Origin of the sequence: Silanimonas lenta DSM 16282, from assembly GCF_000429065.1 — a bacterium.
GTDB classification, from domain to species: domain Bacteria; phylum Pseudomonadota; class Gammaproteobacteria; order Xanthomonadales; family Xanthomonadaceae; genus Silanimonas; species Silanimonas lenta.
The window spans coordinates 447,391-461,975 of the sequence record NZ_KE386844.1 but is presented as its reverse complement, the minus strand read 5'-3'; the positions used below and the strand labels follow the sequence as shown (position 1 = coordinate 461,975).

At 72.3% G+C, this 14,585-nt stretch carries 12 protein-coding genes and 2 pseudogenes; 10 read left to right on the top strand and 4 right to left on the bottom strand.

Annotated elements, in window-relative coordinates:
* Window positions 1-86 precede the first annotated feature (86 nt).
* The 5 genes and pseudogenes from G408_RS0110760 to G408_RS0110740 form a co-directional block, all read left to right on the top strand.
* A pseudogene (locus tag G408_RS0110760) lies at window positions 87-413 on the top strand (DUF4156 domain-containing protein); the annotation flags it as partial.
* A 172-nt stretch (window positions 414-585) separates the two neighbouring features.
* Complete coding sequence (locus tag G408_RS0110755; RefSeq protein WP_028771085.1) at window positions 586-1,602, top strand: 3-oxoacyl-ACP synthase III; 1,017 nt, start codon at window positions 586-588, stop codon at window positions 1,600-1,602.
* Between the two features lie 95 nt (window positions 1,603-1,697).
* Window positions 1,698-2,600, top strand: coding sequence for an alpha/beta fold hydrolase (locus tag G408_RS0110750; protein WP_028771084.1), 903 nt, complete (start codon window positions 1,698-1,700; stop codon window positions 2,598-2,600).
* 10 nt (window positions 2,601-2,610) lie between these two features.
* A complete protein-coding gene (oleC, locus tag G408_RS0110745; RefSeq protein ID WP_028771083.1) occupies window positions 2,611-4,311 on the top strand; it encodes an olefin beta-lactone synthetase in 1,701 nt (566 codons plus the stop codon).
* Between the two features lie 13 nt (window positions 4,312-4,324).
* On the top strand, window positions 4,325-5,341 hold the full coding sequence (locus tag G408_RS0110740) for an NAD-dependent epimerase/dehydratase family protein (RefSeq protein WP_028771082.1): 1,017 nt from the start codon (window positions 4,325-4,327) through the stop codon (window positions 5,339-5,341).
* 110 nt (window positions 5,342-5,451) lie between these two features.
* Here the strand turns inward: G408_RS0110740 and G408_RS14405 are convergent.
* Window positions 5,452-6,018: pseudogene (locus G408_RS14405) on the bottom strand (pseudouridine synthase); the annotation flags it as partial.
* A gap of 23 nt (window positions 6,019-6,041) precedes the next feature.
* Between G408_RS14405 and G408_RS0110730 the strand changes: the two are divergent.
* Window positions 6,042-7,790: an ABC transporter ATP-binding protein gene (locus G408_RS0110730; RefSeq protein ID WP_028771081.1), complete on the top strand. Its 1,749-nt coding sequence runs from the start codon at window positions 6,042-6,044 to the stop codon at window positions 7,788-7,790.
* A gap of 80 nt (window positions 7,791-7,870) precedes the next feature.
* Window positions 7,871-8,719, top strand: a complete 849-nt coding sequence (locus G408_RS14400) for a putative bifunctional diguanylate cyclase/phosphodiesterase (protein ID WP_028771080.1) — start codon at window positions 7,871-7,873, stop codon at window positions 8,717-8,719.
* Here the strand turns inward: G408_RS14400 and G408_RS14395 are convergent.
* Window positions 8,688-9,092, bottom strand: coding sequence for a PPC domain-containing protein (locus G408_RS14395; RefSeq protein ID WP_051282905.1), 405 nt, complete (start codon window positions 9,090-9,092; stop codon window positions 8,688-8,690). The two genes, G408_RS14400 and G408_RS14395, sit on opposite strands and share 32 nt — an antisense overlap.
* 65 nt (window positions 9,093-9,157) lie before the next feature.
* The gene (locus G408_RS0110715; RefSeq protein ID WP_028771079.1) at window positions 9,158-10,018 is read right to left on the bottom strand and encodes a class I SAM-dependent methyltransferase; all 861 of its coding nucleotides are present in this window, start codon (window positions 10,016-10,018) and stop codon (window positions 9,158-9,160) included.
* Between the two features lie 132 nt (window positions 10,019-10,150).
* Here G408_RS0110715 and G408_RS0110710 point away from each other — a divergent pair, with 132 nt between their 5' ends.
* Genes G408_RS0110710 through G408_RS0110700 form a run of 3 tightly spaced genes read left to right on the top strand, consistent with a single transcriptional unit; the run spans window position 10,151 to window position 13,134 of the window.
* Window positions 10,151-10,603, top strand: coding sequence for a hypothetical protein (locus G408_RS0110710; RefSeq protein ID WP_028771078.1), 453 nt, complete (start codon window positions 10,151-10,153; stop codon window positions 10,601-10,603).
* Between the two features lie 2 nt (window positions 10,604-10,605).
* A complete protein-coding gene (locus G408_RS0110705) occupies window positions 10,606-11,607 on the top strand; it encodes a 2-hydroxyacid dehydrogenase (RefSeq protein ID WP_028771077.1) in 1,002 nt (333 codons plus the stop codon).
* Between the two features lie 6 nt (window positions 11,608-11,613).
* Window positions 11,614-13,134 carry an L-lactate permease gene (locus tag G408_RS0110700; RefSeq protein ID WP_028771076.1) on the top strand — a complete coding sequence of 507 codons (1,521 nt, stop codon included), beginning with the start codon at window positions 11,614-11,616 and terminating at the stop codon, window positions 13,132-13,134.
* A gap of 110 nt (window positions 13,135-13,244) precedes the next feature.
* On the opposite strand, the gene icd is transcribed toward G408_RS0110700, so the two are convergent.
* Window positions 13,245-14,570 carry an isocitrate dehydrogenase (NADP(+)) gene (gene icd, locus G408_RS0110695; protein ID WP_028771075.1) on the bottom strand — a complete coding sequence of 442 codons (1,326 nt, stop codon included), beginning with the start codon at window positions 14,568-14,570 and terminating at the stop codon, window positions 13,245-13,247.
* Window positions 14,571-14,585 lie beyond the last annotated feature (15 nt).

Below are 14,585 nucleotides of genomic sequence, written 5' to 3'. Positions count from 1 at the left end.
CCGGCGGCTCCACCGGGCCGCCGGGTCATTCCGCATTTACCGAACGCCCGGCATGATCCGGGCGTTCGTGTGCCCGAGGATCCGCCATGTCTCGCCCCGTCCTGCTCGCCCTGCCCCTGCTCGCCGGCTTCGGCCTCTTCGGCGCCGGCTGCACCTTCGTGCCGATCCAGCCCGGCGGCGAGGCCGTGCGCGTGGCCGCCGCCGGCACGCCGCTCTCCTGCGAGCGGCGCGGCGAGATCGCCGTCTCGGTGAAGGACCGCCTCGGCCCGATCAGCCGCGGCGAGCTCAAGGTGCGCGACGAGCTCGAGGTGCTGGCCCGCAACGAGGCCCCGGGCCTCGGCGCCGACACCGTGCAGCCGCTCGGCGAGCCGCGCGACGGCGAGCAGCGCTTCGCCGCCTACCGCTGCGGCGGGGCCGTGGCCGGCACCGCCCCGGCCACCAGCCGCACCCGGGTCGAGGCCCTGCCCGAGGGCGAGGCGGAAGTGGTGCCGCTGCGCGAGGATTGAGGGCATGTGAAGGCCGTCCCCGGCGCGGCGGCCGGCCCTGCGGTACACTCCGGGGTTCGGTTCCCCTCGGGTCACGCCCATGCTGTTCCAGCACGTCTCCATCGCCGGCCTCGCCCATCTCGACGCGCCGCACACGCTCTCGTCGGAGGAAATCAACCGCCGGCTGAAGCCCACGCTCGACCGCCTCGGCATCAAGACCGACGTGCTGCGCGAGGTGGCCGGCATCAATGCCCGCCGCCTCTGGGACGACGGCAAGCCCACCGCCGATGCCGCCACCGAAGTGGCGCGCAAGGCGATCGCCGAGGCCGGCATCGAGCCGGGCAAGATCGGCATCCTGATCAACACCTCGGTCTCGCGCGATTTCCTCGAGCCCTCGGTGGCCAGCATCGTCAGCGGCCAGCTCGGCCTGCCCGACACCTGCCAGAACTTCGACGTGGCCAATGCCTGCCTCGCCTTCATCAACGGCATGGACATCGCCGGCCGGATGATCGAGCGCGGCGAGGTGGACTACGCCCTGATCGTCAACGCCGAGAATGCCAACGTGGTCTACGAGAAGACCATCGAGCGGCTCAACCGCGAGGGCATCACCCACGAGGAGTTCCGCAACGAGTTCGCCAGCCTCACCCTGGGCTGCGGTGCCGCCGCCATGGTGCTGGCGCGCCGCGAACTGGTGCCCGATGCGCCGCAGTACAAGGGCGGGGTGACCCGTGCCGCCACGCAGTGGTCGCACCTGTGCCGCGGCAACCTCGACCGCATGGTCACCGACACCAAGCTGCTGCTGATCGAGGGCATCAAGCTGGCCCAGCTCACCTTCGCCGCTGCCAAGCAGGCGCTGGGCTGGGCGGTGGAGGAAATGGACGAGTTCGTCATCCACCAGATCTCGCGCGCCCACACCGAGGCCTTCCTCAAGACCTTCGGCATCGACCCGAAGAAGGTGCTCACCATCTTCCACGAGCATGGCAACATCGGCCCGGCCTCGGTGCCCATCGTACTGTCCAAGCTCAAGGAGATGGGCCGCCTGAAGAAGGGCAAGCGCATCGCCCTGCTCGGCATCGGCTCGGGCCTGAACTGCTCGATGGCGGAAGTGGTCTGGTAAGGCCCCGCGCGAGACGATGCGAAACGAGGGCCGGGTGACCGGCCCTTGCTTTTGAGATGGCCGGCAGCCCCCGGCCCGCCCTGCAAGGATCCACGATGGCGCCCGCGCCCGACACGCTGCCCGACTACCCCTTCACCCCCCGGCGCTTCGACCGCGGCGCCGGCATCGCCATGAGCTACCTCGACGAAGGCCCGCGCGAGGGCGAGGTGGTGCTGATGCTGCATGGCAACCCTTCGTGGAGCTTCTACTGGCGCCACCTGGTGAAAGGCCTGCGCGACCGCTACCGCTGCATCGTGCCCGACCATGTGGGCATGGGTCTCTCGGACAAGCCCGATGACGAACGCTACCGCTACACCCTGCAGTCGCGCATCGAGGATGTGGAGAAGCTGCTCGCCCACCTCGGCATCGACGGCCCGGTGACGCTGGCGGTGCACGACTGGGGCGGCATGATCGGCTTCGGCTGGGCGCTGAAGCGCCGCGAGCGGGTGCGGCGGCTCGTCATCACCAATACCGCCGCCTTCCCGCTGCCGAAGGAGAAGCCCCTGCCCTGGCAGCTGCAGCTCGGCCGCAACTACAACATCGGCGCCCTGCTGATCCGTGGCTTCAATGCCTTCGCCGCCGGCACCATCGATCTTTGCGTGGCGAACAAGGTTCCGCCCGCCGTGCGCGCGGCCTACCTGGCGCCCTACGACTCGTGGAAGAACCGTATCGGCACCCTGCGCTTCGTGCAGGACATCCCGCTCTCGCCGAAGGACCGGGCCTGGGCCTTCGTCGAGGAATCGGCGCGGGTGCTGCCCGAATACGCCGACCGCCCGGCCTTCATCGGCTGGGGCCTGAAGGACTTCGTGTTCGACCGGCATTTCCTCGACGGCTTCACCCGCGCGCTGCCCAAGGCCGAGGTGATGGCCTTCGAGGATGCCCACCACTACGTGCTGGAGGACAAGCACGCGGTGCTGGTGCCGGCGATCCGCCGCTTCCTCGACGAAAACCCGCTGTGACTCCGCAGCGATGACGGCCCCCTGCAACATCGCCGCCGTGCTGCCGCGCATCGCCGCCGAACGCCCCGGGCAGCCGGCCATGCGCTGCCCCGGCAGCAGGGGGAGTGATGGCCAGGCCCGCTACGACGTGGTGCTCACCTACGGCGAGCTCGACCAGCGCTCCGATGCCATCGCCGCCGGCCTCGAGGCCTACGGCATCCGCCGCGGCATGCGCACCGTGGTGATGGTGCGGCCCTCGCCGGAGTTCTTCCTGCTGATGTTCGCCCTGTTCAAGCTGGGCGCGGTGCCGGTGCTGGTGGACCCCGGCATCGACCGCGCGGCGCTGAAGCAGTGCCTGGACGAGGCGGCCCCCGAGGCCTTCATCGGCATTCCGCTGGCGCAGTTCGGCCGCCGCCTGTTCGGCTGGGGCCAGAAGTCCCTCCGCCGCGTGGTCACCGTGGGCACCCGCCTCTGGCCGCTCTGGGGCGGCGAGACCCTGGCCCGGCTGGAGCGCCGGGGTGCCGCCCGGCTGGCCGCGAAGGCGGCGAAGGGCGAGCCCACCGGCATGCTGGCCGATACCCACGGCGACGAGGTGGCCGCCATCCTCTTCACCTCCGGCTCCACCGGCGTGCCGAAGGGCGTGGTCTACCGCCACCGCCACTTCCTCGCCCAGATCGCGCTGCTGCGCGAGGCTTTCGGCATCGAGGCGGGGGGCGTGGACCTGCCCACCTTCCCGCCCTTCGCCCTGTTCGATCCGGCGCTGGGCCTCACCTCGATCATCCCGGACATGGACCCGACGCGGCCGGCGAAAGCCGACCCGCGCATGCTGCACGCAGCCATCCGCCGTTTCGGTGTGACCCAGCTGTTCGGCTCGCCGGCCCTGATGCGGGTGCTGGCCGAGCATGGCGAGCCGCTGCCCACGCTGCGCCGGGTGACGTCGGCCGGGGCGCCGGTGCCGCCGGACGTGGTGGCCGCGATGCGCCGCCTGCTGCCGGAGGACGCGCAGTTCTGGACGCCCTATGGCGCCACCGAGTGCCTGCCGGTGGCGGTGGTCGAGGCCCGCGAGCTGGAAACCACCCGCGAAGCCACCGAGCGCGGCGCCGGCACCTGCGTGGGCCGCCCGGTGCCCGGCAACACCGTGCGCATCCTCAAGATCACCGACGAGGCCATCCCCTACTGGCGCGAGGATCTCGTGGTCGGGCCGGGCGTGGTGGGCGAGATCACCGTGGCCGGGCCGTCGGCCACCGACGAATACTTCGCCCGCCCCGAGGCCACGCGGCTGGCCAAGATCCGCGAGCGCGTCTCGGCGCGCGAGGAGCGCATCGTCCACCGCATGGGCGACCTCGGTTACTTCGATGCCGAGGGCCGGCTGTGGTTCTGCGGCCGCAAGAGCCACCGCGTGGAAACCGCAGGCGGACTGATGGCCACTGAGCAGATCGAGCCGATCTTCAACACCCACCGCCGGGTGGCGCGCACCGCCCTCGTCGGCCTCGGCCAGCGCGGCATGCAGGTGCCGGTGCTCTGCGTCGAGCTGAAGCCCGGCGTGCCCGAGGACGAATGGGTGCACGTGCAGGCGGAACTGGAGCGGCTGGCGATGCGCGATGCGAAGACGGCGCGGATCCACCACTTCCTGCGCCACCCGGGCTTCCCGGTGGACATCCGCCACAATGCCAAGATCGGCCGCGAGGCCCTCACTGCCTGGGCCGCCACCCAGCTGCGCGGCCTGGTCTGAAGGAGGGGCCCGGATGAAGGTTCTGGTCACCGGCGGCGGCGGCTTCCTCGGGCAGGCCCTGTGCCGCGCCCTGCTGGCCGAAGGCCACGAGGTGGTGAGCACCCAGCGCCGGCCCTCTGCCGCGCTGGCGGCGCTCGGCATCGAGCAGCGGCTCGGCGATCTTGCCGATGCCGGGCATGCGCGCCGCGCCTGCGAGGGCGTCGAGGCGGTGTTCCACAACGCCGCCAAGGCCGGGCACTGGGGCAGCGAGGCGAGCTACGTGGCAGCGAACGTCGAGGCCACCCGGCACCTGCTCGCGGCCTGCCGCGAGCAGGGCATCACTCGCTTCGTCTACACCTCCACGCCCAGCGTGGCGCACAACGGCCGGGTGCCCTGCGAGGGCGGCAACGAGGCCAGTACCCCTTACGCCCCGGCCTTCAAGGCACCCTATCCGCGCACCAAGCAGGCCGCCGAGAAGGCGGTGCTGGCGGCGAACGGCATGACGGTGGCGGGCGGCGGCGTGCTCGCCACGGTGGCGCTGCGCCCGCGCCTGATCTGGGGCCCCGGCGACACCAACCTGCTGCCGCGCCTGGTGGAACGCGCCCGCGCCGGCCGCCTGCGCTTCATCGCCGGCGGCCACAACCGCATGGACACCACCTACGTGGACAACGCGGCCGAGGCCCATGTGCTGGCCTTCAGGGCCCTCTCGCCGGGCGCCGCCTGCGCCGGCCGCGCCTACTTCATCTCCAATGGCGAGCCCTTGCCGGTGCGCGAGATCGTCAACGGCCTGCTCGCCGCCGCCGGCGAGCCGCGCATCGAGGCCAGCGTGCCCTTCGCCGTGGCCTATGCCGCCGGCGCCCTGTGCGAAGCGCTCTGGCACACGCTGCCGCTGAAGGGCGAGCCGCCGATGACCCGCTTCGTGGCCGAGCAGCTCGCCACCCCGCACTGGTACGACCTCACGGCGGCGCGGCAGGACTTCGGCTACCTGCCGCGGGTGAGCGTGGAGGAAGGCCTGGCGCGCCTGGCGCGCTGGTGGCGCGAGCAGCGCTGAAATCCTCGTCAACGCCCATCGCGGCGCCAGGGACGGATGAGGCCTCCGGCCCTGCCGGGCGCGTCGGGCGAAGCGCGCGAGGAGGTGGTCGGCGTGCGCGGTGCTCCGCTGCGGCGCAGGCGCGCCGGCAGCGTGGGCGGTGCTTCCTCGCGCCAGGCACCGGCGGCAAGGCCGTCCAGCCGGTACGGGCCGATCGCCTCGCGCACGAGGCGCAGGGTGGGCAGGCCCACGGCTGCGGTCATGCGCCGCACCTGGCGGTTGCGGCCTTCGCGGATCGTCAGGCGCAGCCAGGCGTCCGGCACGGTCTTGCGCACCCGCACCGGCGGCTCGCGCGGCGGCAGCCAGGGCGGTGCCTCGATGCACTCGACCTCGGCCGGCTTCGTCGGGCCGTCGTTGAGCTGCACGCCCTCGCGCAGCGCCCGGAGGGCGGCCTCGTCGGGCATGCCCTCCACCTGCACGAGATAGGTCTTCGGCCAGTCGAACTTCGGCGAGGCGATCGCCGCCACCAGGGCGCCGTCGTCGGTCAGCAGCAGCAGGCCCTCGCTGTCGTAATCGAGCCGCCCCGCCGCATACACGCCCTTCGGCAGGCCGAAGCCGGCCAGCGTGCGCCGCGGCGGCTCGCTGCGGTCGGTGAACTGGCAGAGCACGTGCATCGGTTTGTGGAAGGCGATCAGCATGGCGCGCAGTCTATCCTTGGCCGATGCATCCGCTCTCGCGCCTGTTCGGCTTCGCCCGCGCCTACCGCCGCAATGCCCTGCTCGGCACCGTCTACTCGGTGCTGAACAAGCTCTTCGACGTGCTGCCCGAGATCCTGATCGGCGTGGCCATCGATGTGGTGGTGAACCGCGAGGACAGCTTCGTCTCCCGCTTCGGCATCGAAGATCCGCTGCACCAGCTCGCCGCGCTCACCGTGCTCACGGTGCTGATCTGGGTATTCGAGTCGCTGTTCGAGTACCTCTATGCCCTGAAGTGGCGTGGCCTTGCCCAGGACCTGCAGCACGAGCTGCGTCTGGCCGCCTACGCCCACCTGCAGCAGCAGCCGCCCGGCGCGATCTCCGAAGCCCGCAGCGGCCGGCTGATGGCGGTGCTCAACGAGGACGTGAACCAGATCGAGCGCTTCCTCAACACCGGGGCCAACGACCTGATCCAGGTGGCGGTGGGCTCGCTGCTGGTGGGCCTGTTCTTCTTCGCCATGACCTCGAGCCTCGCCGCGCTCGCCCTGCTGCCGGTGCCGCTGATCCTGTTCGGCGCCTTCTGGTTCCAGCGCCGGCTGCAGCCACGCTATGCCGCGGCGCGCGAGGCCGCTGCCAACGTCTCGGCACGGCTCGACAACAACCTCGCCGGGCTCGCCACCATCCAGGCCTACACCGCCGAGGCCATCGAGCGCCGTCACGTCGAGCAGGCCTCGAACGCCTTCCGCGCCGCCAATGCCGAGGCGATCCGCTTCTCGGCGGCGATCACCCCGGTGATCCGCATGGCGGTGCTGGCCGGCTTCGTGGTCACCCTGTTCTACGGTGGCTGGCTCACCCTGCAGGGCGAGCTCGGCGTTGGCAGCTACTCGGCCCTGGTCTATCTCACCCAGCGCCTGCTCTGGCCGCTCACCCGGCTGGCCGAGATGACCGATCTCTACAACCGCTCGATGGCCTCGGTGCAGCGGGTGATGGACCTGCTGGACGCGCCGCTGCCGCGCCGGCCCGCCGGCACCCTGCCCGGCCGGCCGCGCGGCGAGCTGGTGTTCGAGCACCTGCGCCATGCCTATGCCGGGCAGGTGGCGCTGGAGGACGTGGACTTCCGCGTCGGGCCCGGCCAGACCGTGGCCCTGGTGGGCGCCACCGGCGCCGGCAAGAGCACGGTGCTGAAGCGCCTGCTCGGGTTCCTGGAACCGCAGCAGGGCCGCATCCTGCTCGATGGCATCGATCTTTCCACGATCGATCCGGTGGAGCTGCGCCGGCACGTGGGCTATGTGGCGCAGGAGCCCTTCCTCACCGATGGCACGGTGGCCGAGAACATCGCCTACGGCAGCGAGGGCATCGACGAGGCGCGCCTCGAGGCCGCGGCCCGCGCCGCCGAGGCGCATGCGTTCATCCTCGCCCTGCCCGGCGGCTATGCGGCGGAGGTGGGCGAGCGCGGCGCCCGGCTCTCCGGCGGCCAGCGCCAGCGCATCGCGCTGGCCCGGGCGCTGTACCGCGACCCGGCCATCCTGGTGCTGGACGAGGCCACCTCCGCCATCGACAACGAGACCGAGGCCGCCATCCAGCACTCGCTGGCCCTGCATGCGAAGGGCCGCACCACCCTGGTGGTGGCGCACCGCCTGAGCACGGTGCGCCGCGCCGACGCCATCCACGTGCTGGAGCGCGGACGCATCGTCGAATCCGGCACCCACGAGGAACTGCTGGCGAAAAACGGCGCCTATGCCGCCCTGTGGCGGCTGCAGACCGGCGAGGCCTGAAAGGCGCCGCCAGCAGCGAGCTCTGCTACTGTCGCACGCGACCCCCGGAGGAGCCGGGCGGAAGCGCCCGGAACGCAGCCATGCCCCCCGCCAAGCGCGCCACCCCCGCCCCGCGCGCCGATGCCCGCGACCGCGCGCTCGAACCCGCCCTGCGCGAGGCGCTGGCCCACGGCGGCTTCGAGCTGCACTACCAGCCCAAGGTGCTGCGCCGGGGCATCGCCTTCGCCGGCTTCGAGGCCCTGCTGCGCTGGCGCCACCCCGAGCGCGGCCTGCTGCCGCCGGGCCAGTTCGCACCGCTGGCGGAACGGCTGGGCCTGGGCGCCGCGCTGGGGCGCTGGGTGATCGAGGAAGCCTGCCGGCAGATGGCGGCCTGGGAGCGCGAGGGCGCCGGCCAGGTCCGGGTCTCGGTGAACCTCTCGGCCTCGCAGCTGCGCGATCCGGCGCTGCCCGCGCAGATCGCGGAGAGCCTGGCCCGCCACGGCCTCGGACCGGAGCGGCTGGAGCTGGAGCTGACCGAGGCCATGCTGATGGAGCCCCGGAGGCCGGGCGAGGTGCTGGCACGGCTCCGGGCCCTGCGCAACGCCGGCGCCACGCTGGCCATCGACGACTTCGGCTCGGGCTGGACCTCGATGGAGCAGCTAAAGCAGCTGCCGGTGGCCACGCTCAAGCTCGACCGCCACTTCGTGCAGCGGGTGGACCGCGAACGCCGCGATGCCGAACTCTGCGCCGGCGTGATCGCCCTGGCGCACAAGCTCGGCATCGGCGTGGTGGCCGAAGGGGTGGAAAGCGAGCGCCAGGCCGCGGTGCTGGCCGAGGGCGAGTGCGACCAGTTCCAGGGCTTCCTGTTCGGCCGGCCCCAGCCCGGGGCCGAGGCCGGGGCGCTGGCGCGGGCGGCGCTTACTCCGAGAACGCCACCACCTTCATCGTGAAGCGGCCGGTGGAGCGGTCGCCGCCACCGAGCGAGCCCACGCGCACCGTGTACACACCGTCCTGGCTGGTCTCGACCACGGCCAGCGGGTTCAGGTTGCCGTCGGCGCGGTCGTCGTTCTCGGCCGCCTTGCTGCGGTCCGGGTTGTAGATGGTCACGTGGCCGTCGAAGTCGTCGGAGACCACCGAGACGATCAGGAACTGCCCGCTCTTCGCCTCGACCTTGTAGTCCTTGCTCACGCCACCATCGTCGCGCGGCGCATCGTTGGTGGTGAGCTCGCCCTGCACGGTCTGGCCGATACGGACGGTTTCCGGGGCGGCGAGGGCCCCCCCGGCGAAAGCGGAGAGGGCGAGGACGAGGGCGAGGCGGCGCATGGGGGGAGCTCCTTGTGGCAGGGTGATCGCCGCCCCGGACGGAGCGGCGTGCGCGCAGTCTAGGCTCAGCCTGCCGGCTTGCGGAAGCGCAGGGTCATGCGGTCGGACTCGCCGATGGCCTCGTATTTCGCCCGGTCTTCGCCCTCCGGAACGTTCAGCGTGGGCGGCAGGGTCCAGACCCCGTTCGGATGATCCTTCGTGTCCTTCGGATTGGCATTGATCTCGCTCTTCGCCTCCAGCACGAACCCGGCCGCTTCCGCCATGGCGATCACCTGCGCCTCGCCGACGTAGCCCGAACGGTCGTCGGCCGGCACGTCGGCGGCCGCGCGGTGCTCCACCACGCCGAGCACGCCGCCGGGCTTCAGCACCTCGAAGAAGCCCTTGAACATGCCCGCCTCCTGGCCATTCATGCGCCAGTTGTGGACATTGCGGAAGGTCAGCACCGCGTCCATCGAGCCCGGCTCGCCGAACACCGGCGCCTGGGGATCGAACTCGACCAGGCGGGCGCGGTCGAACAGCGGCGGGGCCGCGGCGAACCGCTCGCGCAGGGCGGCATTCTGGCGGGCGAAATAGGCCGAGGCGCGCTCGTTGGCAGCCTTGGCAGGGTCGTTCAGCGCGCCGACGTAGCGCCCCGACTCGCGCAGGTAGGGGGCGAGGATCTCGGCGTACCAGCCGCCGCCGGGCGTGATCTCCAGCACCGCCATGTCGGGCCGCACGCCGAAGAAGGCCAGGGTCGGGCCGGGATTGCGGAAGCGGTCGCGGGCCACGTTGGCCGGATCGCGCCAGTCACCGGCCAGCACCGGGGCGAGGGCGCGCTCGATCGCGGACTGTCCGGCCGCGGCCGGGGCAGGGGCATGGTCGTGGGCGAAGAGGGCGGGCGCGGCCAGCAGGGCGGCCAGGGCGCAGGCGATCAGGGACGGGCGCATCGGACTTCAAGCTCCTCGAGGCAGACGGTATGAGGGGGCGAGCTTCGCGGGCTGCGCGTTATGCGCATGGCAAGGCCGGTGTCGCGGCGCTAAGGTCGTGGGCCTGCCTTTCGCCCAGGAGACGCTATGGCCATGACGCCGCCCCCTCCCGTCCCGCCCGCCGGCCCCGGGCCGGACGGTTTCCGCCCGCATGGCCGGACCACGGCCTGGGCCGAGGGCGCGCTGGTGCACGTGGTGGCGGAAGGCCCGTTCAATGGCGAGGCCATGCAGGCCTTCGCCACGCAGATGGCTCCGCTGTATGCCTCGCTGCCGCCCGGCCGGCCCTTCGTCAACCTCACCGAATTCCGCCACTCGATGCTGGCCACGCCGGAGGCCTGGAACGGGCTGGCGGCCTTCCTCCAGCAGGTGAATGCCAGCGGCCTGCCGCTGCGGGCCACGGCCTGGATCGCCGGCCCCGGGGTGGAGGGCCGGGCGCTGTTCCTGCCCCGCGGCGAGCAGCTCTTCCGGGCGGCGGGCCGCCGCTTCGCCACCTTCGACAGCCTCGCCGAGGCCGAGGCCTGGGCGCGCCGCATCCTGGAGGAATGAGGATGCGCATCAGCGTCTTCAGCAGCCAGCGCTACGACCGCGAGTTCCTCGAGGCGGCCAATGCCGCCGGCCGCCATGTCCTGCACTTCCTCGAGGCACGCCTGGAACCGGGCACGGCAACACTGGCCGCCGGCAGCGAGGCGGTCTGCGCCTTCGTCAACGACCGCCTCGACGCCGACACCCTCGCCGCCCTGCACGCCCTCGGCATCCGCCTCGTGCTGCTGCGCTGCGCCGGCTTCAACCAGGTGGACCTCGGCGCCGCGGCGCGGCTGGGCCTCGCGGTGGCGCGGGTGCCGGAGTACTCGCCGCATGCGGTGGCCGAACACGCCGTGGCCCTGCTGCTGGCCCTGAACCGCAAGATCCACCGCGCCCACGCCCGGGTGCGCGAGGGCAATTTCGCCCTCGACGGCCTGCTCGGCTTCGACCTCCATGGCAGCACGGTGGGTGTGGTGGGCACCGGCAAGATCGGTGGCTGCTTCGCCCGCATCCTGCTCGCCTTCGGCGCCCGCGTGCTGGCCTTCGATCCGGCGCCGGACCCGGCCCTCGCCGCCGCCGGGGTGCACTACGCCGAACTGCCGACCCTGTTCGCCGAGAGCGACGTGCTGAGCCTGCACTGCCCGCTCACCCCCGCCACCCGCCACCTGATCGACGATGCCGCGCTGCGGGCGATGAAGCCCGGCGCCCTGCTGGTGAACACCAGCCGCGGCGCGGTGGTCGATACCCGGGCCCTGATCGCCGCGCTCAAGCGCCGGCAGCTCGGCGGGCTGGCGCTCGACGTCTACGAGGAAGAGGCCGACCTGTTCTTCCGGGACCACTCCGCCGAGGTGCTGCAGGACGATGTCTTCGCCCGCCTGCTCACCTTCCCGAACGTGCTGATCACCGGGCACCAGGGCTTCTTCACCGTGCAGGCCCTCAAGGCCATCGCCGAGACCACGCTGGCGAATGCCGAGGCCTTCGAGGCCCGCGGCGCACCGCTGCATCCGGTGGCCTTGGGGCCCGGCTGAGGCGGCATGCAGGCCCTGCTCGCGGCTCTGCCTCTGCTCGCCACCTTGGGGCTGATGCTCGGCGCCCGCTGGTCGGCCGGACGCGCGGCCGGGGCCGGGCTGGCCCTAGGCCTCGGGCTGGCCCTCAGCGTGTTCCGGCCGGAGGCGGCGAGCCTCCCGGCATGGCTGGGCGGCCTCGCCCTCGAGGCCGGCTTCCAGACCGCCACCATCCTCTGGATCCTCTGGCCGGCCCTCGCCCTCTTCCACCACCAGTCGGCCGCCGGCAGCTTCCAGCAGCTGCGCGAGGCGATCGGCCGGCTCACGCCCTCGCCGGGGCTCCAGGGCCTGCTGCTCGCCTGGTTCCTCTCCCTGTTCCTCGAAGGCGCCGCCGGCTTCGGCACCTCGGCGGCCATCGTCGCGCCCCTGCTGGTGGCCTTAGGCCTGCCGCCGCTGCAGGCCGTGCTCATGGCCTTGGTCGGCCACGCCGCCGGTGTCGCCTTCGGGGCCCTGGGCACCCCGCTGCTGGCCCAGCAGTCGGTCACCGGGCTACCCCTGCAGCCCTTGGCCACCCACACCGCCCTGCTCAATGCCGGTGCCGCCGCGGTGCTGATGGTCGCGCTGCGGCGGCTTGCCCGGGCGCCCCGGACGGACGCCAGCCCGGCGGGCCTCGCCGCGCCGGTGCCGGCGCTGGCGGCCCTCGCCGCCCTGCTGGCCTTCCTCCTGCCGAACCTCGCGCTGGCGGCCTGGGTGGGGGCTGAACTGCCCACCCTCGGCGGCGCCCTGCTCGGGCTCGGCCTGATGGTGCTGGGCCTGCGCGCCGTCGCCCCCCGCGCCGAGGCCGCGCCGCCCCTCGAGGCGGCCGGGCTGGCCCGCGCCTTCGCGCCCTACCTGCTGCTGGTGGCCCTGGTGCTAGCCACCCGCTTCCTGCCCGGCCTCGCCGATGCACTCGCCGCCGCGGAATGGCAGTGGCGGCTCGACGGCGGTTTTGGCGGGTGGGTGAACCCGCTGCTGCATCCGGGCAGCCTGCTCCTGCTGGCGCTGCTGCTGGGCTGCCGGGTGCAGGGCCGGCCGCTGGCCTCGCTTGCCCCGGTCTTCCGGGCATCGGCCCTCCGCCTCCTGCCGGCGGCGCTGGCCCTGCTGGCCATGCTCGCCCTGTCCCGGCTGATGCTGCATGCCGGGATGGTCGAGGCCCTGCAGGCGGCGACCGTGCCGGCGGTGGGCGGTGCATGGCCGATGGCGGCCCCCGCCCTCGGCGCCCTCGGCAGCTTCGTCACCGGCTCGGCCACGGCCTCCAACCTGCTCTTCGCCAGCCTGCAGCTGGAGACCGCGCACGAACTCGGCCTGCCTGCCAGCCTGGTGCTGGCCGCGCAGGGCGTGGGCGCCGCGGTGGGCAACCTCGTCTGCCCGCACAACCTCGTCGCGGCCGGCGCCGCGGTGGGCCTCGCCGGCCGCGAAGGCGAGCTCCTGCGGCGCACCCTGCCGGCCTGCCTCGCGGTGCTGCTCACCACCGGCGTGCTGGCGGCCGCGGCCATCGCCGGCCACACCTGAGCCGGTCGGCCCGGGAGGGCCGCCGGTACGGCACCGGCACGGAGGGCAGGACGCAAACGGAAACGGGGCGCCTGCGCGCCCCGTCGTCCGTGCATCGTCGCGCGACGCGATCAGAGGTGCTTGATGATCTCGTCGGCGAACTCGCTGCACTTCACCTCGGTGGCGCCCTCCATCAGGCGGGCGAAATCGTAGGTGACGCGCTTGCTGCCGATGGCGCCGTCCATCGCCTTGAGGATGGCGTCGGCGGCCTCGGTCCAGCCCATGTAGCGCAGCATCATCTCGCCGGAGAGGATCACCGAGCCCGGGTTCACCTTGTCCTGGCCGGCGTACTTCGGCGCGGTGCCGTGGGTGGCCTCGAACACCGCGTGGCCGGTGACGTAGTTGATGTTGGCGCCCGGCGCGATGCCGATGCCGCCCACCTGCGCCGCGAGGGCATCGCTGAGGTAGTCGCCGTTGAGGTTCAGCGTGGCCACCACGTCGTACTCCTTCGGCCGCAGCAGGATCTGCTGCAGGAAGGCGTCGGCGATGGCGTCCTTGATGACGATGCCCGCGCCCGGCTTGCCTTCCGGGATCACGTGCCACGGGCCGCCGTCGAGCTCCACCGCGCCGAAGAAGTCGCGGGCCACCTTGTAGCCGAAGTCGCGGAAGGCGCCTTCCGAGAACTTCATGATGTTGCCCTTGTGCACCAGGGTGACCGACTTGCGGCCGTTCTGGATCGCGTAGCTGATCGCGCTATGCACCAGGCGCTCGGTGCCGAGGTAGCTCACCGGCTTGATGCCGATGCCCACCTGCACCGGCAGGTCGCGCGCCGGCATGCCGATGGCCTCGAGCTGGCGGTTCCAGGCATCGCCCTTGGCCTTGGTGCCGAAGCGGATCTTGTCGAAGCCCTTCGGAAACTCCTTGGCGAGGAAGTCGAGCATCTTCTGCGCGTCGGCCGAGCCGGCGTCGAACTCGATGCCGGCATAGATGTCCTCGGTGTTCTCGCGGAAGATCACCATGTCGGTGTCCTGCGGGCGCTTCACCGGCGAGGGCACGCCCTGGAACCAGCGTACCGGACGCAGGCACACGTACAGGTCGAGCATCTGCCGCAACGCGACGTTGAGCGAGCGGATGCCGCCGCCCACCGGGGTGGTCAGCGGGCCCTTGATGCTGACGAGGTAGTCGCGGCAGGCCTCGACGGTGGCGTCAGGCAGCCAGTTCTGGGTGAGGTTGAAGGCCTTCTCGCCGGCCAGCACCTCCATCCAGTGGATCTTGCGCGCGCCGCCATAGGCCTTGGCCACGGCGGCATCGAGCACGCGGACGCTGGCGCGCCAGATGTCGGGGCCGGTACCGTCGCCCTCGATGAAGGGAATGATCGGGTTGGCCGGGACATGGAGCTTGCCGGCGTGGATGGTGATCTTCTCGCCGCCGGCGGGCGGCGTGGGCGCATGCGACATGGAGCCTCCGGGAAA

Excerpts from the sequence above, each read along its gene's own strand:
- G408_RS0110755 (WP_028771085.1), top strand. The coding sequence starts at position 586 with ATGCTGTTCCAGCACGTCTCCATCGCCGGCCTCGCCCATCTCGACGCG.
- G408_RS0110750 (WP_028771084.1), top strand. The coding sequence starts at position 1,698 with ATGGCGCCCGCGCCCGACACGCTGCCCGACTACCCCTTCACCCCCCGG.
- oleC (WP_028771083.1), top strand. The coding sequence starts at position 2,611 with ATGACGGCCCCCTGCAACATCGCCGCCGTGCTGCCGCGCATCGCCGCC.
- G408_RS0110740 (WP_028771082.1), top strand. The coding sequence starts at position 4,325 with ATGAAGGTTCTGGTCACCGGCGGCGGCGGCTTCCTCGGGCAGGCCCTG.
- G408_RS0110730 (WP_028771081.1), top strand. The coding sequence starts at position 6,042 with ATGCATCCGCTCTCGCGCCTGTTCGGCTTCGCCCGCGCCTACCGCCGC.
- G408_RS14400 (WP_028771080.1), top strand. The coding sequence starts at position 7,871 with ATGCCCCCCGCCAAGCGCGCCACCCCCGCCCCGCGCGCCGATGCCCGC.
- G408_RS14395 (WP_051282905.1), bottom strand. The coding sequence starts at position 9,092 with ATGCGCCGCCTCGCCCTCGTCCTCGCCCTCTCCGCTTTCGCCGGGGGG.
- G408_RS0110715 (WP_028771079.1), bottom strand. The coding sequence starts at position 10,018 with ATGCGCCCGTCCCTGATCGCCTGCGCCCTGGCCGCCCTGCTGGCCGCG.
- G408_RS0110710 (WP_028771078.1), top strand. The coding sequence starts at position 10,151 with ATGACGCCGCCCCCTCCCGTCCCGCCCGCCGGCCCCGGGCCGGACGGT.
- G408_RS0110705 (WP_028771077.1), top strand. The coding sequence starts at position 10,606 with ATGCGCATCAGCGTCTTCAGCAGCCAGCGCTACGACCGCGAGTTCCTC.
- G408_RS0110700 (WP_028771076.1), top strand. The coding sequence starts at position 11,614 with ATGCAGGCCCTGCTCGCGGCTCTGCCTCTGCTCGCCACCTTGGGGCTG.
- icd (WP_028771075.1), bottom strand. The coding sequence starts at position 14,570 with ATGTCGCATGCGCCCACGCCGCCCGCCGGCGGCGAGAAGATCACCATC.